The organism is Streptomyces sp. NPDC091287, from assembly GCF_044768525.1.
In the GTDB taxonomy this organism is placed as follows: Bacteria; Actinomycetota; Actinomycetes; order Streptomycetales; family Streptomycetaceae; genus Streptomyces.
Map to the genome: position 1 here is coordinate 1 of NZ_JBIVUV010000006.1, position 25,502 is coordinate 25,502.

Annotated in this window: 23 protein-coding genes; 10 read left to right on the forward strand and 13 right to left on the reverse strand. The window is 73.0% G+C overall.

All coding sequences use genetic code 11. The annotated features are described in order from the left end of the window. Positions 1-158: 158 nt before the first annotated feature. The 4 genes from ACIQRW_RS11125 to ACIQRW_RS11140 all read left to right on the forward strand — a co-directional run bounded on the left by ACIQRW_RS11125 (position 159) and on the right by ACIQRW_RS11140 (position 1,653). On the forward strand, positions 159-377 hold the full coding sequence (locus ACIQRW_RS11125) for a hypothetical protein (RefSeq protein ID WP_003969420.1): 219 nt from the start codon (positions 159-161) through the stop codon (positions 375-377). 30 nt (positions 378-407) lie between these two features. Next, positions 408-752: a hypothetical protein gene (locus tag ACIQRW_RS11130; protein ID WP_403757482.1), complete on the forward strand. Its 345-nt coding sequence runs from the start codon at positions 408-410 to the stop codon at positions 750-752. 133 nt (positions 753-885) lie between these two features. Then, the gene (locus ACIQRW_RS11135) at positions 886-1,350 is read left to right on the forward strand and encodes a hypothetical protein (protein WP_403757485.1); all 465 of its coding nucleotides are present in this window, start codon (positions 886-888) and stop codon (positions 1,348-1,350) included. Between the two features lie 81 nt (positions 1,351-1,431). Further along, a complete protein-coding gene (locus tag ACIQRW_RS11140; RefSeq protein ID WP_007459290.1) occupies positions 1,432-1,653 on the forward strand; it encodes a DUF2277 domain-containing protein in 222 nt (73 codons plus the stop codon). Positions 1,654-1,698: 45 nt separating this feature from the next. Here ACIQRW_RS11140 and ACIQRW_RS11145 read toward each other — a convergent pair whose 3' ends face one another. Further along, positions 1,699-2,610: a DedA family protein gene (locus ACIQRW_RS11145; RefSeq protein WP_403757488.1), complete on the reverse strand. Its 912-nt coding sequence runs from the start codon at positions 2,608-2,610 to the stop codon at positions 1,699-1,701. A 197-nt stretch (positions 2,611-2,807) separates the two neighbouring features. Here ACIQRW_RS11145 and ACIQRW_RS11150 point away from each other — a divergent pair, with 197 nt between their 5' ends. After that, positions 2,808-3,578 carry a superoxide dismutase family protein gene (locus ACIQRW_RS11150; protein ID WP_403757491.1) on the forward strand — a complete coding sequence of 257 codons (771 nt, stop codon included), beginning with the start codon at positions 2,808-2,810 and terminating at the stop codon, positions 3,576-3,578. A 245-nt stretch (positions 3,579-3,823) separates the two neighbouring features. Here the strand turns inward: ACIQRW_RS11150 and ACIQRW_RS11155 are convergent, their stop codons facing one another. The 3 genes from ACIQRW_RS11155 to ACIQRW_RS11165 form a co-directional block, all read right to left on the reverse strand. Continuing rightward, entirely contained in the window at positions 3,824-4,273 is a 450-nt protein-coding gene (locus ACIQRW_RS11155; protein WP_403757493.1) for a DoxX family protein, read from the reverse strand. Positions 4,274-4,389: 116 nt separating this feature from the next. After that, positions 4,390-6,117: an alkaline phosphatase D family protein gene (locus tag ACIQRW_RS11160; RefSeq protein ID WP_403757496.1), complete on the reverse strand. Its 1,728-nt coding sequence runs from the start codon at positions 6,115-6,117 to the stop codon at positions 4,390-4,392. Between the two features lie 127 nt (positions 6,118-6,244). Continuing rightward, on the reverse strand, positions 6,245-6,889 hold the full coding sequence (locus tag ACIQRW_RS11165) for an HNH endonuclease family protein (protein WP_403757499.1): 645 nt from the start codon (positions 6,887-6,889) through the stop codon (positions 6,245-6,247). Positions 6,890-7,169: 280 nt separating this feature from the next. Between ACIQRW_RS11165 and ACIQRW_RS11170 the strand changes: the two genes are divergently transcribed. After that, a complete protein-coding gene (locus tag ACIQRW_RS11170) occupies positions 7,170-7,904 on the forward strand; it encodes an ABC transporter permease (protein WP_403757501.1) in 735 nt (244 codons plus the stop codon). Between the two features lie 39 nt (positions 7,905-7,943). On the opposite strand, the gene ACIQRW_RS11175 is transcribed toward ACIQRW_RS11170, so the two are convergent. Together ACIQRW_RS11175 and ACIQRW_RS11180 are read right to left on the reverse strand one after the other, a co-directional pair. After that, positions 7,944-8,606 carry an HAD-IA family hydrolase gene (locus ACIQRW_RS11175; RefSeq protein ID WP_403757504.1) on the reverse strand — a complete coding sequence of 221 codons (663 nt, stop codon included), beginning with the start codon at positions 8,604-8,606 and terminating at the stop codon, positions 7,944-7,946. A 280-nt stretch (positions 8,607-8,886) separates the two neighbouring features. Beyond that, positions 8,887-10,053: a peptidoglycan-binding protein gene (locus ACIQRW_RS11180; protein ID WP_403758404.1), complete on the reverse strand. Its 1,167-nt coding sequence runs from the start codon at positions 10,051-10,053 to the stop codon at positions 8,887-8,889. Positions 10,054-10,347: 294 nt separating this feature from the next. On the opposite strand from ACIQRW_RS11180, the gene ACIQRW_RS11185 reads away from it, so the two are divergent. Further along, entirely contained in the window at positions 10,348-12,561 is a 2,214-nt protein-coding gene (locus tag ACIQRW_RS11185; protein ID WP_403757506.1) for a DHA2 family efflux MFS transporter permease subunit, read from the forward strand. Between the two features lie 60 nt (positions 12,562-12,621). Here the strand turns inward: ACIQRW_RS11185 and ACIQRW_RS11190 are convergent, their stop codons facing one another. Then, on the reverse strand, positions 12,622-13,110 hold the full coding sequence (locus ACIQRW_RS11190; RefSeq protein WP_403757509.1) for a GNAT family N-acetyltransferase: 489 nt from the start codon (positions 13,108-13,110) through the stop codon (positions 12,622-12,624). Positions 13,111-13,171: 61 nt separating this feature from the next. Between ACIQRW_RS11190 and ACIQRW_RS11195 the strand changes: the two genes are divergently transcribed. Together ACIQRW_RS11195 and ACIQRW_RS11200 are read left to right on the forward strand one after the other, a co-directional pair. After that, on the forward strand, positions 13,172-14,341 hold the full coding sequence (locus ACIQRW_RS11195; protein WP_403757512.1) for a serpin family protein: 1,170 nt from the start codon (positions 13,172-13,174) through the stop codon (positions 14,339-14,341). 149 nt (positions 14,342-14,490) lie between these two features. After that, on the forward strand, positions 14,491-16,635 hold the full coding sequence (locus tag ACIQRW_RS11200) for a bifunctional glycosyltransferase 87/phosphatase PAP2 family protein (RefSeq protein WP_403757515.1): 2,145 nt from the start codon (positions 14,491-14,493) through the stop codon (positions 16,633-16,635). A gap of 143 nt (positions 16,636-16,778) precedes the next feature. Here ACIQRW_RS11200 and ACIQRW_RS11205 read toward each other — a convergent pair whose 3' ends face one another. Beyond that, entirely contained in the window at positions 16,779-18,032 is a 1,254-nt protein-coding gene (locus ACIQRW_RS11205) for a cytochrome P450 (RefSeq protein ID WP_403757518.1), read from the reverse strand. A 305-nt stretch (positions 18,033-18,337) separates the two neighbouring features. On the opposite strand from ACIQRW_RS11205, the gene ACIQRW_RS11210 reads away from it, so the two are divergent. Further along, positions 18,338-19,516, forward strand: coding sequence for a steroid 3-ketoacyl-CoA thiolase (locus ACIQRW_RS11210; RefSeq protein ID WP_007459261.1), 1,179 nt, complete (start codon positions 18,338-18,340; stop codon positions 19,514-19,516). A gap of 15 nt (positions 19,517-19,531) precedes the next feature. Here the strand turns inward: ACIQRW_RS11210 and ACIQRW_RS11215 are convergent, their stop codons facing one another. From ACIQRW_RS11215 to ACIQRW_RS11235, 5 genes are read right to left on the reverse strand one after another with little or no spacing between them, the layout of a single operon-like run. After that, complete coding sequence (locus tag ACIQRW_RS11215) at positions 19,532-20,422, reverse strand: ECF transporter S component (RefSeq protein ID WP_403758407.1); 891 nt, start codon at positions 20,420-20,422, stop codon at positions 19,532-19,534. Positions 20,423-20,427: 5 nt separating this feature from the next. Continuing rightward, positions 20,428-22,140: an ABC transporter ATP-binding protein gene (locus tag ACIQRW_RS11220; RefSeq protein WP_403757522.1), complete on the reverse strand. Its 1,713-nt coding sequence runs from the start codon at positions 22,138-22,140 to the stop codon at positions 20,428-20,430. Next, positions 22,137-23,456: an energy-coupling factor transporter transmembrane component T gene (locus tag ACIQRW_RS11225; protein WP_403757524.1), complete on the reverse strand. Its 1,320-nt coding sequence runs from the start codon at positions 23,454-23,456 to the stop codon at positions 22,137-22,139. Before ACIQRW_RS11225 ends, ACIQRW_RS11220 begins: the two co-directional genes overlap by 4 nt. Then, on the reverse strand, positions 23,453-24,217 hold the full coding sequence (locus tag ACIQRW_RS11230) for an SCO2322 family protein (protein WP_403757527.1): 765 nt from the start codon (positions 24,215-24,217) through the stop codon (positions 23,453-23,455). The genes ACIQRW_RS11225 and ACIQRW_RS11230 overlap by 4 nt, the downstream gene beginning before the upstream one ends. After that, positions 24,214-25,464 carry a prenyltransferase/squalene oxidase repeat-containing protein gene (locus tag ACIQRW_RS11235; RefSeq protein WP_403757529.1) on the reverse strand — a complete coding sequence of 417 codons (1,251 nt, stop codon included), beginning with the start codon at positions 25,462-25,464 and terminating at the stop codon, positions 24,214-24,216. The genes ACIQRW_RS11230 and ACIQRW_RS11235 overlap by 4 nt, the downstream gene beginning before the upstream one ends. Positions 25,465-25,502 lie beyond the last annotated feature (38 nt).

Consider the following 25,502-nt stretch of genomic DNA (forward strand, 5'->3'; position numbering starts at 1 on the left):
TACTAGGACACTCCGGCGCCTTGCGAGAGCACGCACCAGACGCCGCGGGCCCCGCCCAGAGGGCGGACGACGATACTTTGCGGACACTCCCTAGGTCAGCGGGGACCGGGAGCGCCTCCCGGGATGCGCGGGGGCAGTGCTCGGGGCACCGTGGAGGCATGGCCGAGCACCCGCCCGTGATCGTCTATCCGCCCTCCGCGACCGGAGGGCGGCGGGTCACCGTGCACGGGCAGATCGTGGGCCTGGCGCACGGGCGGGGCGAGGTGGCCGCGCTGCTGCGGTCCGCGGGGTTTGCCCCGGGGCCCGACAAGGTCGTCGAGCTGGACCGGCCGGGGCTGATCGAGTGGCGCGGCGGCGACCTCGACACCTGGGAGTGATCCCGTGCCACGACACCTGGGAGTGATCCCGTGGAGCGTCGTCGAACGGTACGGGACAGCGCCTCGATCGAACCCCCGCCCGGCTATTACGTCGCCGGGGGCGAGCCCCCCGACCCGGCGCAGCGCGCACTGATCCTGGACTGGATCGTGAGCCGGCGCATCGCGGGCGGCTGGCGCGTCGAGGCCCGTTCGGAGAGCCAGGTGGTGCTGGTGCGCGGGCAGCCGGTGAACCATGTGCTGCACGCCTTCCTCACCGTCTTCTCATGCCTGGCGTGGGGGATCGTGTGGGTCGGCGTGGCCCTGGTCAACCGCGTCGAGCGGGTGGCGCTCACCGTCGACGCCCAGGGGCGCGTCGTCTCGGTCGGCGCGCCGTGACGTGTCACTCGAACGGGCGCGCCCGGGTGGCCCTGCGCAGGGGCCGGGAGGAGCGTCGGAGCTGATCTGCACGCACTACCAGGGCAGGTCAGGACAGCAGGTGCCCGGCACCTGTTCCGGCTTAGGAGTCCTCATGTCGCAGCCCAGCACTCCCGCACCCGGCGCCTCGCGCCCCGCCGATCCCCGTCCGGGCGGCGACTCCGGCAGCCCGTGGGCGGCCGGGGGCACGGTGTTCGCCGGTGTCCTGCTCTTCGTGGACGGCATCCTCGGCGTGCTGAAGGGCATCGCGGGGATCGCCTCGAACGACGTCTACACGCGCATCAACGACTACGTCTTCAAGTTCAGCGTGACTTCGTGGGGCTGGATCCACCTCGTCCTCGGCGTGATCCTCGTCCTGGTGGGCTGGGGCATTCTCAAAGGCGCGACCTGGGCCCGCGGCGCGGGCGTCGTTCTCGCCTCTCTGAACCTCATCGCCAACTTCATGTGGCTGCCGTACACCCCGGTCTGGGCCATCGTCACCATCGCGATCGACGTCTTCGTCATCTGGGCCCTGTGCACCGACCGGTCGAACCCGAGCGACCTGGTGCGGAGCAGCTGAGCGACGAGCGGTCGGGCAGGCGAACCGGCCTGGCGGCGGCCGCGGGTGTCCGTTGTCAGTGGGGCGGTACACACTGGAGTCATGTGCCGCAGCATCAAGACGCTTCGCCCGCCCGCCCTCCCCGAAGAGGCCACCGAGGAGGACATGCGGGCCGCCGCCCTTCAGTACGTACGCAAGGTCTCCGGGTTCCGCGCGCCCGCCGCGCACAACCGGGAGGTGTTCGACCGGGCCGTCGACGAGATCACCGCAGCCACGATGAAGCTGCTCGACGGCCTGGAGATACGGGGCGCGGCCCGGGGCTGAGGCGCGCCGCCCGCAAGCCGACCGCTCCCCGGTGAGCCCCTCCGGTCAGGGGGCGGCCGGTGCGGGCGCCGAGACCGGTCCCGGCCCGCCGAGGGCGGCCGGCCCGCCCGGGGGAGCGGCGCCGGGGGCGGGGGTGGGCGACGGCAGGGACACGAGCGGGGACGTCCTCGGCATCATGGATCCCGCTTTAGACGCGGATGCGGGTGCGGACCCGGGGGTGGATCCGGCTCCGGATGCCGGTGCCTCCGTGGTCGTCGGCATCGTCTCCGGCTCCGCGGCCGCAGCCGTCGTCGGCGCTGCCTCGGCCTTGGCTTCGGCCGCCGTCAGCGTCACTGTCCGCGTCCCCGGGCGCTTCACCAGGAACGTGGCCAGCGCGCCCGCCACGAACAGGGCCAGTACGGAGACGGCCGTGCCGAACCACGTCGAGCCCAGCCACCGGCCGCCGAAGTAGCCGAGGCCCACGCTGTAGCCCGCCCATGCCAGGCCCGCCAGCGCGGACCAGGGAAGGAAGTCCCGCTTCCTGCGGTGGGCGGCGCCCGCGCAGAGGGAGACCACGGAGCGGCCCGCGGGTGCGAACCGGGCGATGATCACCAGCGCGCCGCCGCCCCGGCTCAGCGCCGCGCCGAGACGTTCCTGCGCGGAGGTGAGCCGCCGGGAGCGCGCGATGGCCCGGTCCAGCCGGTCGCCCCCGCGCCAGGCGAGCCGGTACGCGACGAGGTCGCCGAGCACCGAGGCGGTGGCCGCGCACAAGATCAGTACGACGAGCGAGGGAACCTGCCCGTCGGTGCCTTCACCGGCGCCGCTGACGGTGGTGGTGCCCGCTGCCGCCGCCGTGGCGGCCGTGATGACGAGAACGCCACTGGGCAGCAGGGGCAGAAAGACGTCCAGGAGAACGGAGAGGGCGACCACCGCGTAGATCCATGGGCTGCTGGTCAGCGCGGCCACACTCTCTAGCACCGTCTACTACTCCCCGTTCGTGTCAACGCCGCGACGTCGCAGGGGAGCGGCATGGGCGGCAGGTTCAGCTGTACAGCGTACGCGTGAGGGCCATCCGGGCGCCGCCCAAGGAGGGTGATGTTGTGCAGGTCACGTACACCTGGAGGCCTTGTGCCCGTTAGGCGAGGAGAACGACCGGCACGAGCGAGGAGCAGCGCATGACGGCATGGATGGTACGGACGGGACGCGGTCCGGCGCACCCGATTTCGGGGCGGCGGGGGACGGCGGGACGTGAGGGCGGGGCGATGTCGCGGCGCCGGGGGGTCTCACGGGTCCCGGGCGTGCTGGCGGGCACGGCAGCCTTGCTGGCGCTGGCCTGCGGCGTCGGCGTCGCCCACGGAACGGGCGGCGGCGCGGCGGACGCTTCCGGCGGCCACGGCGCGCACGGAGCTCCCGCGGCGGAGGTCTCGGCGCGGGAGCCGGGCGGCGGTGGAGACCCGAGCCGCACGGATGACGTCGTCGCCGTGGGCGGCAGTTCGTGGATGCGGGCCGCGGGGGTGTTCTCCCCGCCCGGTTCCTTCGTCCCGTCCGACGCACTGACGTACGACACCCGGCTGGTGCCGGCGGGCGCGCGGATCGAGGTCACCCGGTTCGCGGATCCGTCCGGCACCCGGGTCGGGGCCCGGCTGCGGGGGCTCGTGCCCGGCCGTGCGTACGGAATGCACGTGCACACCTCGCCCTGCGGTGCCGATCCCGCCGCTGCCGGGCCCCACTACCAGCACCGCCCGGCGGCGACTGCGGATCCGGTCAACGAGGTGTGGCTGGACTTCCGGACGGACGAGGAGGGCGACGGGCGCGCGGAGGCCCTGCACGGCTGGGGCTTCCGCGAGGACGGGGCACGGTCGGTGATCATCCATGACCGGCAGGGCGGTGCGGGGGAGCGGGCGGCCTGCTTCACGGTGCCGTTCGGACCCCACGGGCGGGAGTGACGGGGCTCCGCCCCCTGGGGCGTACGGCGGCGTACGGCGGTGTCCCGCTCCTCCGCGTCACCGGAGGGTCGGGGCACCGCCGTACGTCCCCGCCGCTCCGTGCGAGGAGGCTGCGGGGCACATGCCGCGACGGCCGGGGCGGACCGAGACGGCCGTGTCGGACCGCGACGGCCGGGGTCGGACGGACCGCGACGGCCGGGGTCGGACGGACCGCGACGGCCGGGGTCGGACCGCGAGATGCCAGGTCAGACCGAGACGGCCGGGGTCTTGTCGCGCCGGGGCGTGTCCTCGGCGCCGGCCGCCGTGTTCCGCGAACCGAAGAAGCGGTCCAGAGCGACGGCTCCCGGGCCGGTGAAGACCAGCAGCAGGAACGCCCAGCAGAACATCGCCGCGCCCTCGCCGTTGTTCTGGAGCGGCAGGAACGCCTCGGGCTGGTGCACCTTGAAGTACGCGTAGGCCATCGACCCCGAGGCGAGGAAGGCGGCAGCGCGGGTGCCCAGGCCCAGGGCGACCAGGGACCCGCAGACCAGTTGGATCAGAGCGGCGTACCAGCCGGGCCAGGCGCCGGTCTCCGCCTGGTTGCCGCCGAGCACTCCGAAGAGCGTGGCGGCGCCGTGGAAGGCGAAGAGCAGGCCGACGACGAAGCGGAAGAGGCTGAGGACGTAGGGCTGGGCCTGGTTCAAGCGGATGAGCATGGGGGGTGGGCTCCTTCGGTCGTGGTGGGGACGTGAACCGATCGGCGCCACAGGTTAGGGAGACCTCATCAATACTTGCAACTTCAACATTCTGTCGAGTGGCCGAAAATCGCCTTCTACTCCGGGGTGAGTGAACGCTCAAGAACCGCTTCGAGCTGGGCTCCCTGCTTGCTCGCCTTGGCCTGGACCAATGTCAGCGCAGACTTCCGGCCATGCAACGTGAGCGTCATGAGTTGGTTACCGAACCAGGGGCCGCCCGCCTTGTTCCAGATCACCGGCGACGCACCCGTACGGCCGTGGCGGGACAGCAGTCGGCCGATCCGCCGGCCCGCCCGGCTCCAGCCGAAACGGAAACCCGTTCGGATCGACCGGGGGATCGAGTTGTGCACGGGTGAGCAGGTCAGCTGAAGGACACGGGCAATCGGGGCGCCCCCGGGGCCGGGACCGGAATCCGTCCCGGGGTGGGAACCGGGTCCGGGATCGGGCTTCGGCCACCGTGGCTCGGCGATGTAGGCATGGTGCACATCGCCCGAGAGGACACATACCGTCGCCGGGGCGTCCGGGCCGCTCCCCGCTTCCCGCAGCAGCTCCGTGAACCGGTCGAAGGATTCCGGGAAGGCGGCCCAATGTTCCAGGTCGGACGCGCGGCGCAGCTTCTCGCCGAAGCGCGCCCAGCGTTGCCCGCGTACGCCCGCGCACAGGGCTGCGTTCCAGCGCTCCGCGTCATGGACGAGCGGGGGCAGCAGCCACGGCAGGGAGCTGCCGATGAGGAGGTGATCGTATGAAGAGGGGTCGTCCAGGACCGCGTTCCGCAGCCAGTCGGCCTCCTCGGCGTCGAGCATCGCCCGCTGCTCCTCGGCCAGGACGCGGGCCGCGCGGGTGTCGACCATCACCAGCCGTACTCGGCCGAAAACACGCCGGTAGCTCCACCGGGTACGGGCGGGATCCGCGTCGGTCTCGGCGGCGAAGCGGCGCAGCGTCTCGGTGCCGTCGGGCGATGCTCTGACCGCCGCGTACACGGGGTCGGCGGCCAGTTCGGCGGGGGAGAGATTGCCCAGGTGCTGGTGGACCCAGTACGACATCAGCCCGCTGACGATCCGTTCGTGCCACCAGGGGGTGGCGCGCATGTCCCGCTGCCAGGCGGCGCTGGTGTTCCAGTCGTCGATGACGTCGTGATCGTCGAAGATCATGCAACTGGGGACCGTGGAGAGCAGCCAGCGGACTTCCGGATCGCGCCACGATTCGTCGTAGAGGTAGGTGTACTCCTCGTAGTCCGCGATCTCCGCGCCCGGCGGCTCGCCCAGGTCCCGGCGGGCGGCGAGTCTGCGCCGGGTCGCCCCGGAGGTCTCGTCCGCGTACACCTGGTCGCCGAGGAGCAGCAGGACGTCGGGCCGCTCGGCCGCCGGATCCGCGGCGAGGCGAGCGGCCAGGGTCACCAGGGCGTCCGGCCCCACGGGGTCGTGCCCACCGCCGGGAGCGGCCGCCCACCGGCACGACCCGAACGAGATCCGTACCCCGTCCGGCTCCGCCCCGGCGACGTCCGGAGCCGCCCCGGACGGCGTGGTGATGGTGCTCGGCGGGAGACGGGTGTCGTCGGGCGGCCAGACGCGCCGGGATCCGATCAGCACCTCGTAGGCCGTGGTGGAACCGGGGGTCAGCCCCTCGACGACGACCAGGGCGTAGTGGTGCCCGGCCACCGAGAAGGTGGGCGACGACCCCGAGGCGCCGTCCGCGCACCGGACCTCCACGGTGCACGGACGGCTCGCCTCGACCCAGACGGTCGCGGTGCTCCCCGACTCCCAGTCGACGTACCGCAGCAGTGGTCCCAGGCGCAGCCCGGCCATGTGATATCTCCTCGCGACGCCGTCACGGATGGGGTCCGTAACGTACAGAACGCGGGAGGAGGACGCACGGGTTCCGGTGATCGGGGGCTGTGCGGCGGGTCGGGGAGTCAGCGGCCGTGCCCGGTGGTCAGCAGCCGTTCAGGGCGGACTGCAGGGCGCTCTTCTCGGCGGAGTCCACGGTCAGGTTGTAGTGCTTCTTGACGTGGACCCAGGCGCGGACGTAGGTGCACTTGTACGAGGAGGTCGGCGGCATCCATTCGGCCGGGTCCTGGTCGCCCTTGGACTGGTTCACGTTGTCGGTGACCGCGATGAGCTGGGGGCGCGTCAGGTCGTTGGCGAACGACTGGCGCTGGGCGGTGGTCCAGCTGCTCGCGCCGGAGCGCCAGGCCTCGGCGAGCGGGACCATGTGGTCGATGTCCACGTCGGACGCGGCGCTCCAGGTGGCGCCGTCGTAGGTCGAGTACCAACTGCCGCTGACCGCGGCGCAGGAGGAGTCCTGCTGGACGTTCGTGCCGTCGCGCTTGAGGACGACCTCGCGGGTGTTGCAGGCTCCCGACTGGGTGATCCAGTGCGGGAACTTGTCGCGGCTGTAGCCGCTGGACGAGCCCTCCGCGCCGACGGTGAGCTGGCCGAGGTAGGTGCGTGCGGTCGCCGCGCTGACCGGGGTGGGCATGGCGGCCTGCGCGCTCGGGGCGGTGAACAGGGCGGACGTGGCGGCGAGCGCGGCGGTTGCGGCGACGACGGAAAGGCGACGCGCGTAGACACCGGACATGCGAACTCCCTTGATGTGGGGGGTGCTTGGACGGGCGTGAGTGGGCCCGGCCATCGTGGCGACGCCAGGTTTCTGTGGGGTGGGCGTCAGGTAACAGAGTGGCGACATGTGCACGTCACATCAAGGGGTGTGCAAGGGGAGTGACGGATCGCGGGAGCGCGCGGAACCGTCACGGACGGTTTTTCCGGGTGGTGTTGGGCATCCGCCGGGGGCTCGGGGGCGCTCGCGTTCCCGGGCGCGCCCCCGGGAGCGGCCCTGGGTGCGGACCTATCGTTGCCGGGTGCTGCTTCCGGTCTCTCTCACTCTCGGTATCGTGCTCGCCGCCCTGCTGGTCCTCGCTGCCGCCGTCGCCGCGTGGGCCTCGCTGGGCCGGTCGCGCGAGATCCTCGTCGCCGGGGTGCGGGCCGCCGTCCAACTCGCCGCCGTATCCCTGCTCATCGGCTGGGTCGTCCGCTCCCTGGCACCGCTTCTCGGGTTCGTGGCGCTGATGTTCGCCGTGGCCGTGTGGACCGCGGGGCGCCGGATCACCGGCAACCGCACCTGGCGCTGGGCGGCCGTGCCGATCGGGGCGGGCGTGCTGCCCGTGGTGGGGGCGCTGCTGCTGACGGGGCTCGTGCCGGTCCGGGGCCTGGCGCTCATCCCGGTGGCGGGCATCCTCATCGGCGGGGCGCTCACCGCGACGGTGCTCGGCGGGCGGCGCGCGCTGGACGAACTCGCCGGTCGGCGCGGGGAGGTGGAGGCGGGCATGGCCCTCGGGCTGCTCGACCGGGACGCCAGGCTGGAGATCGTGCGGCCCGCGGCGTCGGACGCGTTGCTGCCCGGGCTCGACCAGACCCGGACGGTCGGGCTCGTCACCCTGCCGGGGGCGTTCGTGGGCATGCTGCTGGGCGGCGCCTCACCCGTGGAGGCGGGCGCCGTGCAGCTGTTCGTCCTGGTGGCGCTGATGGCGGTCCAGGTGGTCGCCGTCGCGGCGGTCCTGGAACTGGTCGCGCGCGGGCTGTTGCATCGGGAGTGACCCCCGCTTCGGAGCGAGGGGGCGGGCCAGGGGCGTGGCTCAGGCCTCGTCGATGTGCAGGCGGATCGAGCCGTCCTCGGCCGCCTCCACGCGCACCCGCGTCAGATCCTCGACATGGGCGTCCGGCGCGAGGGCCGCGGCGCGCGGGCCGACCCCCACGACGCGCATGCCCGCCGCCCGGCCGGCCGCGATGCCCGCCTCGGAGTCCTCGAACACGATGCAGTCCGCCGCGTCGAAGCCCAGCTCCGCAGCGCCCTTGAGGAAGCCCTCGGGGTCCGGCTTGCTGGCGCCCACCTGCTCGGCGGTGACACGGACGGCGGGCATCGGCAGCGCGGCGGCACCCATCCGGGCCGTCGCGAGCGCGGTGTCGGCGGAGGTCACCAGCGCGTGCGGCAGCTCGGCGATCGCGGCCATGAACGCGGGCGCCCCGCCGATCGGCACGACGCCCTCGACGTCGGCGGTCTCCTCGGCCAGCATCAGCCGGTTGTCCGCGTAGTTCTCCTCCACCGGGCGGTCCGGGAGCAGGACGGCCATCGTGGCGTACCCCTGACGGCCGTGGACCACCTTGAGCGCGGCCTCGGGGTCCAGCCCGTGCTCGATCGCCCAGCGCCGCCAGCAGCGCTCCACCACCGCGTCGGAGTTCACGAGGGTGCCGTCCATGTCCAGCAGGAGGGCTTGTGCGGTGAGGACGGTGGGAGGCATCGGCTGCTCCAGAACGCGGGGAGGTGTGCGAACAGCCCGGGTGCGCGTGCCGCGGGGCATGACGTACACGGGCTGCGGAGGGTGTGCGGTACAAGGTGTGCGGTACCGCGTGCGGCAAACAGAGCAACCCCCGCCCGCCGGTCAGGGAGTGCGGGCGGGAGCTACTTTGTTCCATCACGATACAAAAACCGGGGGCGGAATGCCAATCCCCCTGCGCGGCGGGCGGTCCCGACGCGCTCGGTGCGCTCAGTGCGCAGTGCGCTCGGTGCGCTCGGTGCGCTCAGTGCGCTCGGTGGCGCCCGCGCCCGTCCGTCTCCTCCTCCAGCGCGCGCCGGGTGTTCGGCCCGTACACGCCCGTCGGATCGCCCTGGATCGCCTTGTACGACTGGTAGATCGCCACGGAGTACGCCACCTGGTCGCTGTAGGAGCTCCCGTCGACCGGCCCCGAGTAGAGCCATTCCCCGACGGTCCGGAGCCGGACCTGTAGCTCGGCGACCTCCGGGCCCCGGTCACCCGGGCGCAGCGAGGAGCCGGCCGGCCCCGGGGGCGGATCGGCGGGCGGTGCGGCCGGCGGAGCGCCGCCGTCCGGGGTGGACGACGCGCTCGCCGTCGGCGACGCGGACGCGGACGCGGTGGCGGTCGGCTCGGGCTCCCGGCTCCTCGTCGGCGAGGCGGACGCGGACGGTGATGCGGACGGGGTGGCCGAGGGGGACCGCGTACGGGGCGACGTGGCCGACGCGGAAGGGGACGGGGCCACCGAAGCGGCCGGTTCGCCCTCGGTGTCCGGGACGCTCGTGGTGGCCTCCGGTAGCGCCTCGTCCCCGCTGTCGTCGCCGCCGAACAGCCCGCCGGCGAAGGCCGCCGTGCCGACCACCGCGGCCACGGCCGCCCCCACGGCGATAGCCCCGAGGGGGCGCCTGCGGCGCGGTCGCACCGGGTCGGGGGCGAAGACGGGGGTCGCACCAGCGGTGCGCCTCCGGCTTCCGTCCGGCTCGGCGCCACTGCCGTCCGGCGTCGAGCCCGTGCCCACGCCCATTCCGCCGTTCGGGCCGTCGCCGCCCAGGAACAGCGGCATGGTGCTCGCCGCCGCCCCCGGATCGATCGCCGCCCCCGCGGTCCCCGTCGCGGTCCTCGCGGCGTCGGGTGCCGGCGGGCCGGTCCCGGTGGCCGCGCCCTCCCACGTACGGGAAGCCGCGTCGTCCCGCATCCCGGAGGGCCGCGTGCCCTCCCGCGTACCGGTGGCCGCGCCCTCCCACGTACCGGACCCGGAACGAGGCCCCCCGGCCTCGCCTCCGCCCGCCCCGGCGTGGTCCGTCAGCGTCACGTACGGCCGGATGCGCAGCGGGTCGAAGTCCTCGGCCGCGGCGATCTCCGCCGTACGGGCGGCGCGCTGTTCGTCCTCCGTGAGCTGCTGCGACGGCGCGCCGGCGCCGCACCGGCACGGCACCCGGTGCTCCGTGCCGGGCTCCCCGGCCGTCTGTCTCCCGCACTCCGGGCATGCGTGTCCGGTCATGGTGGGTCCCCTCCCTTTGAGCTGCCTGCGATTATGCAGCCCGCTCCGGGGAAGCCCAACGGCCTGCTGGGGCTCGGCCCGCCCCCGGCAGGCCATAACGAGGCGAAACGTCCAGGATGGGGGTGTAGTGGATCAGCGGATCAGTTGATCAGTGGATTCGACGGATCAGGAATTCAGCGGATCAATGATTCAGCGGATCAGTGGATTCAGCGGATCGAGGAGACGCCCATGGCCCAGCAGCTGAGCCCGTCACCCCCGGCGCCCGGTGAGGGACAGTCCCACCGGAGCGTCCTGGTGGCGATCGGAGCGCTGCTCCTCGGCATGCTGCTCGCGGCACTCGATCAGACCATCGTCTCCACGGCGCTCCCGACGATCGTCAGTGAGCTCGGCGGCCTCGACCACCTGTCCTGGGTGGTGACCGCCTACCTGCTGGCGGCCACCGCGGCGACCCCGCTGTGGGGCAAGCTCGGCGACCAGTACGGCCGCAAGAAGCTCTTCCAGACCGCGATCGTGATCTTCCTGATCGGCTCCGCGCTCTGCGGGGTCGCCCAGAACATGCCCCAGCTGATCGGCTTCCGGGCCCTCCAGGGACTCGGCGGCGGCGGGCTCATGGTGCTGTCGATGGCGATCGTCGGCGACCTCGTCACACCGCGCGAACGCGGCAAGTACCAGGGGCTCTTCGGCGCGGTCTTCGGCGTGACGAGTGTCCTCGGGCCACTCCTCGGCGGCTTCTTCACCGAACACCTCAGCTGGCGCTGGGTCTTCTACATCAACCTGCCGATCGGCGTCGTCGCGCTGGTCGTCATCGCGGCCGTCCTGCACATCCCGGTCCGCCGCGAGAAGCACACCATCGACTACCTCGGCACCTTCCTCATCGCGGCCGTCGCCACGGCCCTGGTCCTCGTCGCGTCCCTCGGCGGTACGACCTGGGCCTGGAGCTCCCCGCAGATCATCGGACTCGCGGTGCTCGCCGTCGTGCTGCTCGTGGCCTTCATCGCCGTCGAGCGGCGCGCGGCCGAACCCGTACTGCCGCTGAAGCTCTTCCGGATCAGGACCTTCGCCCTCGTCGCCGTGATCAGCTTCGTCATCGGCTTCGCCATGTTCGGCGCGATGACCTACCTGCCGACCTTCCTCCAGGTGGTCCACGACATCACCCCGACGATGTCCGGTGTGCACATGCTGCCGATGGTGTTCGGCCTGCTGATCACCTCGACCGGCTCCGGCCAGATCGTCAGCCGCACCGGCCGCTGGAAGGTCTTCCCGGTCCTGGGCACCGCCCTCACCGCCGTCGGGCTGCTGCTGCTCCACCAGCTCGACGAGAACAGCTCCACCTGGCTGATGAGCGCCTTCTTCTTCGCCTTCGGCGCCGGTCTCGGCCTGGTGATGCAGGTCCTCGTCCTGGTCGCCCAGAACTCCGTCTCCTACCAGGACCTCGGTGTCGCCACCTCCGGCGTGACGTTCTTCCGGTCCATCGGCTCCGCGTTCGGCGTGGCCATCTTCGGGACGATCTTCGCCAACCGGCTGACCGGGCAGCTCACGGACGCGCTCGCCGGACAGTCGTTGCCGCCGGGTGTCGACGCGGGGCGGCTGGCCGCCGACCCCCGGGCCATCGGGCAGCTCCCGGCCGACCTGCGGCCCTCCGTCCTCGGCGCGTACTCCACCTCCATCACGGACGTCTTCCTGTACGCCGTCCCGGTGGTCCTCCTGGCCTTCGTCCTCGCCTGGTTCCTCCGTGAGGACAAGCTCCGGGGCTCGGTGACCGCCCCCGACACCAGTCAGACACTCGCCTCCAACCCCGTCGAGCGCTCCTCGTACGACGAGTGCGCCCGCGCCCTGTCGGTGCTCGCGACCCGGGAGGGCCGCCGTGAGATCTACGAGGAGATCACCGCGCGGGCGGGGTACGACCTGCTGCCCGCCGCCAGCTGGCTGCTTCTGCGGATCAAACGGCACGGCACCGTCGAACCCGCCCGGCTCGCCGAGACGGCACCCGTACCCCTGCACGTGATCACCGATGCGGCCCGGCAGGTCGAGGAACGCGGACTGGCCCGCCGGGAGGGCCTGCAGATGATCCTCACCGATACCGGGGCCGAGGCCGTCGTCCGGCTCTCGCAGGCCCGCGAGGACTCGCTCGCCGAACTCCTCGGCGACTGGTGGGGCCCCGAGCGCCCCACCGACCTGGTCAAACTCGTCAGCGAACTGACCGCCGAGGTCAGCGGCTCGACCAGGGAGCGCCCCCACAACCCGCAGCCGCCCCGCGACCACGAGGCCCACCTGCGCCATGACGAGCGCGAGGCCCACGAACGGCGCTTCGACGAGCGCGAGGGTCACGACCGGCGACCCGACGGCCGTGCGGGCCACGACCGGCGACCCGACGACCATGCGGGCCACGACCGGGAACCCGACAGCCGTGACGATCACGGCCACCGTCCCCCGCCCGCCTGAGCACGTGGCGCGTCCGCGCCCGCGCTCGCGTCCGCGTCCGGGCCCAACGCGGACGCCGCGTCACAGCTCCTTGGCGAACCAGTGCTCCGCGTACTGATTGCGTCGGTGGAACGCCGGCACTTCCCGGTATCCGTGCTTCGTGTACAGCCCGCGCGCCTCGACCAGGTCGTTGCGGGTGTCCAGCCGCAGCAGCCGTACGCCGTACGCCCTCGCCGCCTCCTCCACCGCGGCCAGCAGCAACCCGCCGCCGCCCGTGCCCCGGAACGCCGGGCGCACGTACACCCGCGTCAGCTCCGCCGTGCCCGGACCGGTGGACTCCGTCAGCACCAGCCCGGCGCAGCTCGCCGCCTTGCTCCCGTACCGGCCGACGACGAACTGCCCGGTCGGCGGTACGAGCAGGTCGGCTCCGTCGCCGTCGAGCCCGTCGTCGATCTCCTCGGCGGTGGCGGGCCGCTGCCAGTAACGGCTCGCGACCTCGTCGTAGTAGTCCCGGCGCAGAGCGCTCGCGTCGGGGGAGTCGAATCGTTCGGCGGCCACGGTCCAGGTCATGTGGGGCATTCTTGCTGCCGCACGGTCGAACGACGAAGCGATTTACCTGTAGGGGGCAGTAGTGACTGATGCGTCCGCGTCCGCGTCCGCGACCGCGACCGACGCCGCGACCGACGCCGCGACCACGACCGGAGCCGTCCAGCGCCTCGCCGAGCGCTGGATACGGGACGGCATGGCAGCGGGAGAGGGCCCGGGCGGTACGGGGACGGGCACCGACTTCGTGTGCTCGCCCGCCGGGCTCTGGCTCGCCCTGGCCGCCGTGGCCGCCGGTGCGCGCGGTGCGACGGCGGCCGAGCTGCGGGCACTCCTCGGCACCGCGGACCGGGAGGCCGCGCCGGCCGTCACGGCGCTGGCCCGCGCGCTGGCCCGGACCGGGGCGCTGGGCGTGGCCACCCGGGTCTGGAGCCGGCTGCCCGTCCTCCCCGCGTTCCAGGAAGCGCTGCCGGACGTCCGCTTCGACCCGATGGACGCGGCGGCTGTCGACGCCTGGGTCCGCGAGGCCACCGGAGGGCTGATCGAGCGGCTGCCGATGGAGATCACCGACGAGACCCTGCTCGCGCTGGTCAACGTCTTGGCGCTGAAGGCCCGCTGGGAGAAGCCGTTCGAGGCCTGGCGGACCCAGGACCTGCCGTTCACCGACGCGGCGGGGAGGGTCGGCCCGGTGCCGACCATGGTCAAGGACGTGCCGTTGGCCGACGCCTGGACGGCCGGCGGGGCGTACGTGGTCGAGCTGCGCTGCGCGACGGAACCGGGCGGCGGCCCCGGGGCCCGGGTCCGCCTCCTCCTGGGGGAGCCGGGGGCCGGGGCCGGCCGGGTACTGCCCGTGGGCTGGGCGCCCCGGGGCGCGGGTGTCCCGCTGGACACCGACCGGGTGACCATCGGGCTGCCCCGGCTCACCCTGCGGACGCGGGTGCCCGTCACCGGGCAGCTGGCCTCGCTCGGCGTCCGGCTGGCCCTGACGGACGCCGCGGACTTCTCCGGTCTCTCACTCAGACCCCTCGCCATCTCCGACGTGGTCCAGGAGGCCGTGCTGAAGATCGCCGAGGAGGGCGTGGAGGCCGCGGCCGTGACGGTGGTCGCGATGCGGGCGGCGGGCGCCGCCCCCCGGCCGCAGCGGGTGCACCACATCGCCTTCGACCGCCCCTTCGGCGTCGTCGTGCTGGCCGGGGCCGAGGACACCCCGCTGTTCACCGCCTGGCAGGCCCGGACCCCTGCCGACCCGAACGCCTGAGGCCTGTCAGCGGCCCCCGTCATCCCCACGGACGACTTCTTCGGGACCGAAGCAGGATGACAGTCAGGCAAAGAGGGGGTTGATTGTGTCTACCTCGTAGGGCAATGCGAGGCTTCATCCGGCATGGCCCCCAATCGAAGGGGCGATGCATGGAACGGTGGGAGGGGCGGCGCAGCGTGGTGAATGCGGATCACAGTGTGCGCGGTGACGCGGCGACGGACACGGGAGGGGGGGCCGGGCTGATCCGGGCCCTGCTCTGGCTGGTCGTGGCCGTGCTGGCGGTACGGCAGGTGGCGGTGGTGCTCCGGCAGCCACCGGGGGAACGGCTCCTCGATCTGGAGACCTGGATCGGGGAGAACGGTGTCCTGCACGTGACGGGCTCGCTGTACGACAGCGGCCGGTTCACCGGCACGCCCTTCGCCGGGCTGGTCCTGAAACCTCTCACCGCTTCGGCCCAGGAGGCCCTGGGCGTGGCGTGGACGTTCGGGTCCCTGCTGCTCGTCGTCGCCCTCGGCATCGTGGCGGCCCGGGCCCTGCCCTCGCCGGTGGGCCGCCGGACGGCCCTGCTCGCGGCCCCCGTCGCGATCAGCCTGCTCATGCTGTCGCTGCCGGTCCGCAACGCCCTGCACCTGGGCCAGACCAGCATCCTGCCCGTCCTCCTGGTGCTCCTGGCCTGCTTCGTCGTCCGGGAGCACCGGGCGGCGGGCGTCCTCGTCGGTCTCGCCGCCGCCTTCCAGCCGGTGCTGCTGCTCTTCGCCGCCCTGCTCTGGCTGACCGGCAGACGGCAGGCGTCGCTGAGCGCGGGCGTGACCTTCGCCCTCGCCACGGCCGCCGCCTGGGCTGCGGCGCCGAAGGACTCGTGGACGTACTGGGTGCACCATCTCGCGGGCGCCGGACTGGGGGAGCGGCCGGACAGCCTCGCCAACCAGTCCCTGCACGGGGCGCTGCTCAGGCTCGGCCTCGAAGGCCCCGTGGAGATCGCCCTGTTCCTCGTGCTCTCCGCCGCCGTCGTGGTCGTCGGACTGCGGCGCGCGGTGCGGTACGCGCAGGACGGGCAGCTGCTCCTCGCGGTGGCCGTGACCGGCTGTGCCGTGGTCGCCGTCTCGCCGACCGCCTGGCAGCACCAGTTGCTCTGGGTGCTCCTCGCGGTCGTCGGCAAGGTCGGCAAGCGGGCCTCCGACCGGCTGGTCTGGCCGTCCGTGGTGCTGCTGGTCGTCACCCTGCCGGGCACGATGCTGCTGCCGAACATCGAGGCGCTCTTCCCGGTCCGCGACAACGTGCTGCTCCTCGTGGCGCTCGGCGCGGCCTGCCTCGCCCCGTTCGTGCCCCGCACCTCGCCGTACTGGCAGCACCCGGTCCCCACCGACTACGCGAAACCGGTCGCGGCGCGCTGGAGACGCGTGCCGCTCCTGCCGTTCTGGCGCCGGGTCCTCACCCGCCCCAACCTGCTGCTGGAACTCCTGCTCATCCGGGTCGTCTACGACGCCTATGCCCAGGTCCGTCTCGCCGCCAGGGCGGGCCGCCCGCTCGCCGAGGAGCACGGCCGGCAGATCCACGCCATCGAGCAGTGGCTGCACATCGACATCGAGCACTGGGTCAACCACACGGTCGTGCAGATCGCCTGGCTGCGTGAGTTCTTCGACTACTACTACTCCACGTTCCACTTCATCGTCCCGCTGACGATCCTCGGTGTGCTGTACGCGCGCCGCCCCGCCGACTACCGCTGGGTCCGCTCGTCCATCGGCTTCGCCACGCTGCTCGCGCTCGTCGGCTTCTGGCTCTACCCCCTGGCCCCGCCCCGGCTCATGCCCGGCCTCGGCTTCATCGACACCGTCCACGGGGTGCAGGACTTCGCGAAGCCCGACTACGGGACGCTGACCACCGTCACCAACCAGTACGCGGCGATGCCGTCGCTGCACTTCGGCTGGTCGCTGTGGTGCGGTGTGGTCATCGTGATGCTGGCCCCGAAGCTCTGGATGAAGGCGCTCGGCCTGCTGCACCCGCTGTTCACGATCGCCGCGATCGTGGCCACCGCCAACCACTGGGTGCTCGACGCGGCCGGCGGCGCACTCGTCGTGGCGATGGGCTTCGGGCTGACCTATCTGCTGTCGGGGCCGCGGAAGCTCGTGACCGGGCAGGAGCAGGTGACCGGGACGCCGTCGAAACCGGCGGAGCCACCAGCGGCCGAAGCCTCCGAAGCCGCCGAAGCCACGGAATCGGCCGAAGCCACGGAATCGGCCGAACCCGCCCTCGTACCGGAGCATGAACCCGCCGAAAGGGTCGGCGGCAAGTAGCAGCAGGCCGAAGGGGTGCCGGGACGGCTGAAAACCGTCCCGGCACCCCTTCGGCATGGATCGCCGCGTCCTCCCGTGGTCCGCCCGCCCGGTGCCGCCCACCACCCGGGCGGCGCCGTGCGGCCGGTGTCAGGTGGCCGGTGTCAGGTGGCCGCGACCGTCGTCACCTGGAGCTGCTTGATCCCGTTGAGCCAGGCCGAACGCAGCCGCCGCGGGTCCTCCAGGAGCCGCAGGTCCGGCAGCACGTCGGCGATGGCGTTGAAGATCAGGTCGATCTCCATCACGGCCAGCGACTTGCCCAGACAGAAGTGCGGGCCGCCGCCCCCGAACCCGAGGTGCGGGTTGGGGTCGCGAGTGATGTCGAAGGCCTCCGGTCCGTCGAACACCTCGGGGTCGTTGTTGGCCGAGGAGTAGAACAGCCCCACCCGCTCGCCCTTCCTGATCCGCTGACCGCCCAGCTCCAGGTCCTCGGTGGCGGTCCGCTGGAAGGAGACGACCGGGGTCGCCCAGCGCACGATCTCCTCGGCCGTGGTCTTCGGGCGCTCCCGCTTGTAGAGCTCCCACTGTTCGGGGTGGGTGAGGAAGGCGTGCATGCCGTGACTGATCGCGTTGCGGGTCGTCTCGTTCCCGGCCACCGCGAGCAGGATCACGAAGAACCCGAACTCGTCGGATGACAGGTTTCCCTCCCCCTCCGCCGCGACGAGTTGGCTCACGATGTCCTGGGCCGGGCACTCCTTGCGGGCCGCCGCCAGGTTCATCGAGTACGCCACGATCTCCATCGCCGCCTCGGCGCCGACCTCCTCGGTGATCGCGTACTCCGGATCGTCGTACGCGGCCATCTTGTTGGACCAGTCGAAGATCTTCGAACGGTCCTCCTGCGGTACGCCGATGAGCTCGGCGATGGCCTGGAGCGGGAGCTCCACCGCGATGTTGGTCACGAAGTCGAAGGAGCCGCCGGCGTCGGCGGACGCCAGGGCCGTCTCGACGATGGAGCGGGCCCTGGAGCGCAGGGCCGCCTCCAGGGAGCGCACCGCGCGCGGGGTGAAGCCGCGCTGGACGATCTGGCGGACCCGGGTGTGCTCCGGCGGGTCCATGTTCAGCATGATCAGCTTCTGGACGTCGATCTGGTCGCGGCTGATCGTCTCGTTGAAGCGGATGACGGCGGTGTTGGTGTTCGAGGAGAACAACTCGGGATGCGTGGAGACGTACTTGACGTCCGCGTGACGGGTGACGGCCCAGTAGCCCTCGTCGCCGAACCCGGAGATGTTGCGGGGCTGGGTGCACCACCAGACCGGCGCGGTCTCCCGCATCAGGGCGAACTCCGGGTGTGGCACGCGGGCTTGGAGGAGGTCGGGATCGGTGAAGTCGAACCCGTCGGGCAGATGGGGGCAGCGCATGGGCACCTCTCCACTCCGGAACAGTCGGCGAACCGTCCGGCGGCCGCGACTGTCTGACGCTCCATCAGAAGTTGCCCGCAAGGTAGTAACGAGTTCTACAAGTGGCAAGAGCCGTGGCCGGATCTGTTGCCCCGGGCGTCAGTGCGCGCCCGCCGTGCCGCTGGAGGGGCGCACGCGCGGTGCGTGCACGCCCCTTGCGCAGCCGGGCCGCCGTCACGAGACTGCCAGTAGAACTAGAACGCGTACTAGTTTCTTCCGCGGGCGCCGGGACGCCCCCTGCGGAAGCGCGAGGAGAGGACGAGCTCATGGCCGCGGAACCCGTCATCGTCGAAGCCGTACGCACTCCCATCGGCAGGCGCGGAGGCGCACTCGCCAATCTGCACCCCGCCTATCTGCTGGGCGAGACCTACCGTGAACTTCTCGGCCGCACCGGCATCCAGGCCGACTGCGTCGAACAGATCGTCGGCGGCACCGTCACCCACGCCGGTGAGCAGTCCATGAACCCGGCCCGCAACGCCTGGCTGACCGTGGGCCTGCCGTACGAGACCGCCGCCACCACCGTCGACTGCCAGTGCGGCTCCTCGCAGCAGGCCTCCCACATGGTCGCCAACATGGTGGCCGCCGGGGTCATCGACGTGGGCATCAGCTGTGGCGTCGAGGCGATGTCCCGGGTGCCGCTGGGCAGCGGCTCCAAGCACGGCCCGGGAAAGCCCTGGCCCGACGAGTGGAACGTCGACCTGCCCAACCAGTTCGAGGCGGCCGAGCGCATCGCCCGCAAGCGCGGCCTGACCCGGGAGCGGGTCGACGCGCTCGGGCTGCTCTCCCAGCAGCGGGCGGCCGCCGCCTGGGCGGAGGAGCGGTTCAAGCGTGAGACGTACGCCGTCCAGGTCCCGACCACCGAGGAGGAGCAGGCGGCCGGCCAGGGCATGTGGCGGCTCGTCGACCGGGACGAGGGGCTGCGCGACACCTCGATGGAGGCGCTCGCGGGGCTCAAGGCCGTCATGCCGAGCGCGATCCACACCGCCGGGAACTCCTCGCAGATATCGGACGGGGCCTGCGCGATCATGTGGTCCTCCAAGCGCATGGCCCGGGCCCTGAAGCTCAAGCCCCGGGCCCGGATCGTGGCCCAGGCCCTCGTCGGCTCCGACCCGCACTTCCATCTGGACGGCCCGATCGACGCGACCCGGGCGGTGCTCGGCAAGGCGGGCATGACGCTGCGGGACATCGACCTCGTCGAGATCAACGAGGCGTTCGCGTCGGTGGTGCTGAGCTGGGCGCAGGAGTTCGAGGCGGACCTCGACGGCCTGGAGAAGGTCAACGTCAACGGCGGCGCGATCGCGCTGGGCCACCCGGTCGGCGCGACGGGCGCCCGGCTGATCACCACGGCCCTGCACGAGCTGGAGCGCCGCGACAAGGAGTTCGCACTCATCACGATGTGCGCGGGAGGGGCCCTGGCGACGGGCACGATCATTCAGCGGCTGTGACCACGTAACGGCACTTCACGGTGGACCCGGGGCCGTCCCCCCGGGCTCCCTCCCGGGGTGCTTCCCGGGCTCCTTCCCGAGCTCCTCCGGCTCCCCGAACACGGCGCGCGCGTCGAAGGCGGCGCGACGGGTGGCCCGGCGCAGCGCCTTCAGCAGCGTCGGGCCGAGCGTCAGGGTCAGGACCACCGTCAGCACCGCCCGCCCCAGGTCCCAGCCCAGCGAGGTCGCCGCGCAGTAGGCGAGGAAGCGCACCAGGTTCTCGTGCAGCGGGTCGCCCGCGACGAACGAGATCCCCGATCCAAGACCGCCGATGATGGTCCAGCCCTGCAGATTCATCACCGTGCCGTACGCGAACGCCGCCACGCACCCGTACACCGCGAGCATCGCCAACTCGGCCCGCCCGCGCAGCCGGTCCGCTCCCGGCAGCAGCCCCGCGCCCATGGTGAACCAGCCCATCGACAGCATCTGGAACGGCATCCAGGGCCCGACCCCGCCGGTCAGCAGCGCCGAGGCGAACATGGTCACCGAGCCGAGGACGAAACCGAACCCCGGGCCCAGCACCCGGCCGCTCAGCACCATCAGGAAGAACATCGGCTCCAGGCCCGCCGTCCCGGCGCCGAGCGGGCGCAGCGCCGCCCCGACCGCCGCCAGCACCCCGAGCATCGCGACGGCCTTCGCGTCCATCCCGGACTCGGAGATCGTCGCCACCACGACCGCGACGAGCAGCGGCAGCAGCGCCGCGAACAGCCAGGGCGCGTCCTTCGCGTGCGCGAGCCCGGACCCGGCGTCCGCCAGCAGCGGCCACCCGAAGGCGACCACACCGACGGCCCCGGTCAGCAGCAGCACGGCGACCGACTTCGGCCCGAGCCGCACGGGCCGGGGAGCCCGTTCCCGTACGTCCGTCATCGCCTTCACGCTCCCGCCTCCAGCGCGCCACGCACCTGGGACACGGTCAGCCACTCCTGCGGGGCCAGGATCTTCGCCGTCTGCGGAGCGAACGCGGGCGAGGAGACCACCACCTGTCCGGTCGGGCCGTCCGCGACGACCTCCCCGTCGGCGAGGATCACCACCCGGTGCGCCAGCTCGGCCGCCAGCTCCACGTCATGCGTCGCCAGGACGATCGCGTGCCCCTCGGCCGCCAGGCCGCGCAACACCCCGACGAGCCGGGCCTTCGCCGCGTAGTCCAGACCACGCGTCGGCTCGTCCAGCAGCAACAGCGGCGGGCGGCCCGTCAGCACCAGCGCCAGGGCCAGGGCGAGCCGCTGGCCCTCGGAGAGGTCCCGGGGGTGGGTGTCGTCCGCGACGCCCGGCAGCAGCTCCGACACCAGCGCGCGGCAGGAACCCTCCGCCGCGCCCGCGTCCCGGTCGGCGGCGGCGCACTCGGCGGCCACCGTGTCCGCGTACAGCAGATCACGCGGCTCCTGCGGTACGAGGCCGACCCGGCGCACCATCGCCCGCGGGTCCGTCCGGGCCGGGGCCAGGCCGCCGACGCGCACGGTGCCCGAGGTGGGCTCGATCATGCCGACGAGCGCGCCGAGCAGCGTGGACTTGCCGGCCCCGTTGCGGCCCATCAGGGCCACCGTCTCGCCCGGGGCCACGGTGAGCGTCACCCGTCGCAGCGCCTCGACCCGGCCGCGCCGCACCCCGAGCCCGTCGACCCGGGTGACCGGATCGGCGACCGGGGCGGCCGGGGCGTCGGCCCCACGCCCCAGGAGCCGGGCGAACCGGCCGGGCCGGGGGGCGTGCGCCACGGGCGGGGGCGCGACGGACCGACCGGACGGCGCCTCCGGGGGCACGGGCGGCGACGCCACCGCGAGCCGCTCCCGCAACCCGCCCGCCCCGCGCCGGGCGTCCCGTACCGACAGGGGCAGCGGGTCCCAGCCCGCGAGCAGTCCCAGCTCGGCCACCGGCGGCCGTACCGGCGACACCTTCATGATCTCGGCGGGCGGCCCCATCACGGGGGCGGCGCCCGGGGCGGGCAGCAGGACGACCTGGTCCGCGTACTGCACCACGCGCTCCAGCCGGTGCTCGGCCATCAGCACGGTCGTGCCCAGATCGTGCACCAGCCGCTGGAGCACCGCGAGGACCTCCTCGGCCGCCGCCGGGTCCAGCGCGGAGGTCGGCTCGTCCAGCACCAGCACCCTCGGGTGCGGGGTGAGCACCGAACCGATCGCCACCCGCTGCTGCTGGCCCCCCGACAGGGTCGCGATCGGCCGGTCGCGCAGCTCGGCCAGGCCCAGCAGATCGAGCGTCTCCTCGACCCGGCGGCGCATCACGTCGGGGGCGAGACCCAGCGACTCCATGCCGTACGCCAGCTCGTCCTCGACGGTGTCCGTGACGAAGTGCGCGAGCGGGTCCTGACCCACCGTGCCGACCAGATCGGCCAGTTCGCGGGGCTTGTGCGTACGGGTGTCGCGGCCGCCCACCGTGACCCGGCCCGACAGCAGCCCGCCCGTGAAGTGCGGGACGAGCCCGGAGACCGTACCCAGCAGAGTCGACTTGCCGACACCGGAGGGGCCGACGAGCAGGACGAGTTCACCCTCGGGGACCGTGAGATCGACGTCGGACAGCGTGGGGTGCTCCGTGCCCTCGTAGCGCACGGAGACCCGCTCGAACCTGATCACGCCTGCTCCTTGCCGATACGAGCCTGTTTCCCGGCCCCGTGCGCGGACGGCTTCCCGGCCCCGTGCGCGGACGGCTTCCCGGTCCCGTACGCGGATGGCTTCCCGGCTCCGTACGAGGATGGCTTCCCGGTCCCGTGCGCGGACGGCTTCCCGGTCCTGTACGCGGATGGCTTCCCGGCTCCGTACGAGGACGGCGGCACGGGGGCCACCAGCGCGGGCAGCAGCCCGACCAGCACCGCCGCGGCGGGCCACAGCGGCAGCACCGGAGCGGTCAGCGGTACGACACCGGGGCGCATCGCGTCCGGATCGACCGCGCCCGCCCAGATCATCGCCGCCGCGACCGCCGCACCCGAGCACGCCACCAGCCACGCCCGAACGCCCCACCGGTCCGGCCGGTACCGGGTGCGCACCGAGCGCCGCCCGCCGAGCCGCAGCCCGGCCATCGCCGTGACCAGACTGGCCAGCAGCAACGGCAGCCCGTACACCGCCCCCTGCGCGGCCAGCAGCCCGTACGTGCCGGCGCACACCCCGAGCAGCCCGCCCAGGGTGAGGACGTTCGTGGTGTGCCGGACGGCGGCCGGAACCTGCGCCGTACGCCCGTACCCGCGCGCGTCCATCGACGCGGCCACCGCCACCGACCGCTCCAGCGCCCCCTCCAGCACCGGCAGCCCGATCTGCGCCACGGCCCGCACACCTCCGGTCGGCCGCCCCCGCAGCCGGCGTGCGGTGCGCAGCCGGACCACGTCGGCCACCATGTTCGGCGCGAACGTCATCGCGACCACGACGGCGACCCCCGCCTCGTACAGCGCACCCGGCAGCGACTTCAGCAACCGCGCCGGGTTGGCCAGCGCGTTCGCCGCGCCGACGCAGATCAGCAGCGCGGCCAGCTTCATCCCCTCGTACAGCGAGAAGACCAGCTGTTCGGCGGTGACCCGGCCACCGATCCGCACGCCCTGCGCCCAGTCGGGCAGCGGCAGTTCGGGGAGGACGAACACCGTGTGAGAGCCGGGGATCGACGAACCGAGAAAGACGGAGAACAGCAGCCGCAGCGCCACGACGAACAGCCCGAGCCTGACGAACGCGCCGTACGAACGGGCCCACGGCGCATCCGTCCGCCGCGCCGCGACCACGTACCCCGCCACCCCGACCAGCAGCCCGAGCAGCAGCGGGTTCGTCGTCCGGGACGCGGCGGTGGCAAGACCCAGCGCCCACAGCCACCACGCCCCGGCGGGCAGCGCGTTGCCGCGATCCGCCTCGGGGGCGTGCAGGGCACGGCGCAGCAGCCGGGCCGGAGCCGGGGCGGGGGAGGCGGTCACCGGCGGCGGCGGGCCTGGACCACGGCGGCGACGCCCAGCAGCAGGACGGCGCCGAGACCGACGAGGAGCCCGACGGACGGACCGCCGGCTCCCTCGGAGGACCCGTCGCCCGAGTCGTCGGCAGGCTTCGACGCGTCGCCCGTCTTCGCGGGGGCGGACGGCTTCGCGCTGCCGTCCTCGCCGGACACCTGCTCGCCGCAGCCCGACTTCGGGTAGTCCGAGATCGCGCAGAGCATGGCGCTGCTGTCGTACCGCAGCGGCTTCGCCACCGCCGCGAGCGCCTCAGCGCTGCTGGCGTCCGGTGCGACCTGCGCGCACGCCGTGCGCGGGGCGGGCGGCTTCTCCCCGTCAGGGGCGTCCGCTGCCGTACCGGGGTCGATCACCAGCGCCACCCGCTTCTGCCCGTCCTTCGCCGGGGTGTCCGCGCAGATCGCCCCGAAGTCGGGGGCGCGGCGCGGCTGTGCGGCATCACCCGAGTCCTCGCTCACGGCGAACCGGAAGCCCTGGACCGCACCGTCGTCCGGGCGCAGCAGCGACGGCCCCTGGGTGGCGTACTCCCAGCTCTTGCCGTTGCCCTCCCAGAAGGACCAGTAGCGGTAACCGGCGGCCTCGGCACTGCCCGCGCCGAGGAGGACGGCCGAGGCGGCGACCAGGGCGGCCAGCAGGGCGACGAGGGGATTTCGCAGCCGCGCGACGGCGGGATTCCGAAGCCGTGCGGCGGCGGGGTTCCGCGGTCGCGCCGGGACCGGCGTACGCCTCACGGCTGCTGCTTCTTCCGGCGCATGCTCAACAGGAAGCCGATGCCCGCCCCGGCGACGAGCCCGATGCCGATCAGCCACCCCAGGCTCAGCCCGCTGTCGTCGCTGTCGGTGCCGCTGGAGGGCTGCGGGCCGGTCGGCGTGGGCGAGGGGAGGGCGGTGGCGGCCGGGGCGGGGCCCATCGTGCTGAGCTGCTTGACGAGGTTGACACCGCCGAAGCTGCGAGCGTCCGCGCCGGTGGCGTGCGCCGCGAGGATCAGCTGTGCGGTGGCGGCCGGGCCGCCCTGCTTCGCCCACTCCGTGGCGTTCTTCTGGAGCCAGGCGACGGAGGCCTCGGCCTTGTCCGTGTGTCCGGAGGCGGCGAGCGCGACGACCGCGTCCGCGGTGTTGCCGTAGTCGGGCTGCGGCTCGGTGTTCTCGGCGCCCGGCATCGGGGCCTGCTCCAGGTACGGCGACTTCTTCAAGGTGTCCGCGAGGAAGAAGGAGCCGTTCTGGGCGGTCTGCTCCGGGCTGAGGTCGTCGCCCTTCGTGCAGGAGGGGTCCTTGACCGCGTTGGACGTGCCGGAGGCGATGCCCTTGCCCATCAGGCCGAGCACCGACGCCGCGGTGGCGTCCAGGTTGGCGGTCAGCTCGCCCTTCTTGCCCGGCTGGTAGGCGAACGCGCCGCCGTCCTCGTCCCCGCACGGGATGGCCAGCGACTGGAGCGCGGTGTACGGGGTGCTGCCGTCGGCGGTGGTGAGCTCGTTGACCGGGACACCGGTCCGGGCGAGCGCGCCGATCACGATGGACGTGGAGTTCGCGTCGCTCGGGCTGCCGGGGTTGTAGCCCCAGCCGCCGTCCTCGTTCTGTACGGACTTCAGCCAGTCGGCCCCGTTGTTGGCGTCATCGCGGCGCTGGTTGATCTCGACGAGGGCCTGCACGGCGACGGCGGTGGCATTGGTGTCCATCACCGTGGAGGCGTCACAGGGCTTGGAGGCGTCGCGGTACGAGGTGAACGCGCCGCTGTCGCACTGCTGGCCCACCAGCCAGTCGACGGCGGCGGTGGACGGCGTGACGTACTCGATCTTCTGCGCGAGGAAGGCCAGCGACTGCCGCCACACCCCGTCGTAGGTGGGGTCCGTGGTGCCGTAGAGCCCGGCCGGCAGCTCCGCCGACGGGGAAGGACTCGGCGCGGCGACCGCTACAGGTGCGGCCGCGCCCAGGAGCACGGCGGTGGTCGCGAGCGCGGCTGCGCTGCGGCGTACGGTCATGGCTGGCTGGGCCTCTCCTGCGAGGGCCGGAACTCCCC

Excerpts from the sequence above, each read along its gene's own strand:
- ACIQRW_RS11125 (WP_003969420.1), top strand. The coding sequence starts at position 159 with ATGGCCGAGCACCCGCCCGTGATCGTCTATCCGCCCTCCGCGACCGGA.
- ACIQRW_RS11135 (WP_403757485.1), top strand. The coding sequence starts at position 886 with ATGTCGCAGCCCAGCACTCCCGCACCCGGCGCCTCGCGCCCCGCCGAT.
- ACIQRW_RS11140 (WP_007459290.1), top strand. The coding sequence starts at position 1,432 with ATGTGCCGCAGCATCAAGACGCTTCGCCCGCCCGCCCTCCCCGAAGAG.
- ACIQRW_RS11150 (WP_403757491.1), top strand. The coding sequence starts at position 2,808 with ATGACGGCATGGATGGTACGGACGGGACGCGGTCCGGCGCACCCGATT.
- ACIQRW_RS11155 (WP_403757493.1), bottom strand. The coding sequence starts at position 4,273 with ATGCTCATCCGCTTGAACCAGGCCCAGCCCTACGTCCTCAGCCTCTTC.
- ACIQRW_RS11160 (WP_403757496.1), bottom strand. The coding sequence starts at position 6,117 with ATGGCCGGGCTGCGCCTGGGACCACTGCTGCGGTACGTCGACTGGGAG.
- ACIQRW_RS11165 (WP_403757499.1), bottom strand. The coding sequence starts at position 6,889 with ATGTCCGGTGTCTACGCGCGTCGCCTTTCCGTCGTCGCCGCAACCGCC.
- ACIQRW_RS11175 (WP_403757504.1), bottom strand. The coding sequence starts at position 8,606 with ATGCCTCCCACCGTCCTCACCGCACAAGCCCTCCTGCTGGACATGGAC.
- ACIQRW_RS11185 (WP_403757506.1), top strand. The coding sequence starts at position 10,348 with ATGGCCCAGCAGCTGAGCCCGTCACCCCCGGCGCCCGGTGAGGGACAG.
- ACIQRW_RS11190 (WP_403757509.1), bottom strand. The coding sequence starts at position 13,110 with ATGACCTGGACCGTGGCCGCCGAACGATTCGACTCCCCCGACGCGAGC.
- ACIQRW_RS11200 (WP_403757515.1), top strand. The coding sequence starts at position 14,491 with ATGGAACGGTGGGAGGGGCGGCGCAGCGTGGTGAATGCGGATCACAGT.
- ACIQRW_RS11205 (WP_403757518.1), bottom strand. The coding sequence starts at position 18,032 with ATGCGCTGCCCCCATCTGCCCGACGGGTTCGACTTCACCGATCCCGAC.
- ACIQRW_RS11210 (WP_007459261.1), top strand. The coding sequence starts at position 18,338 with ATGGCCGCGGAACCCGTCATCGTCGAAGCCGTACGCACTCCCATCGGC.
- ACIQRW_RS11215 (WP_403758407.1), bottom strand. The coding sequence starts at position 20,422 with ATGACGGACGTACGGGAACGGGCTCCCCGGCCCGTGCGGCTCGGGCCG.
- ACIQRW_RS11235 (WP_403757529.1), bottom strand. The coding sequence starts at position 25,464 with ATGACCGTACGCCGCAGCGCAGCCGCGCTCGCGACCACCGCCGTGCTC.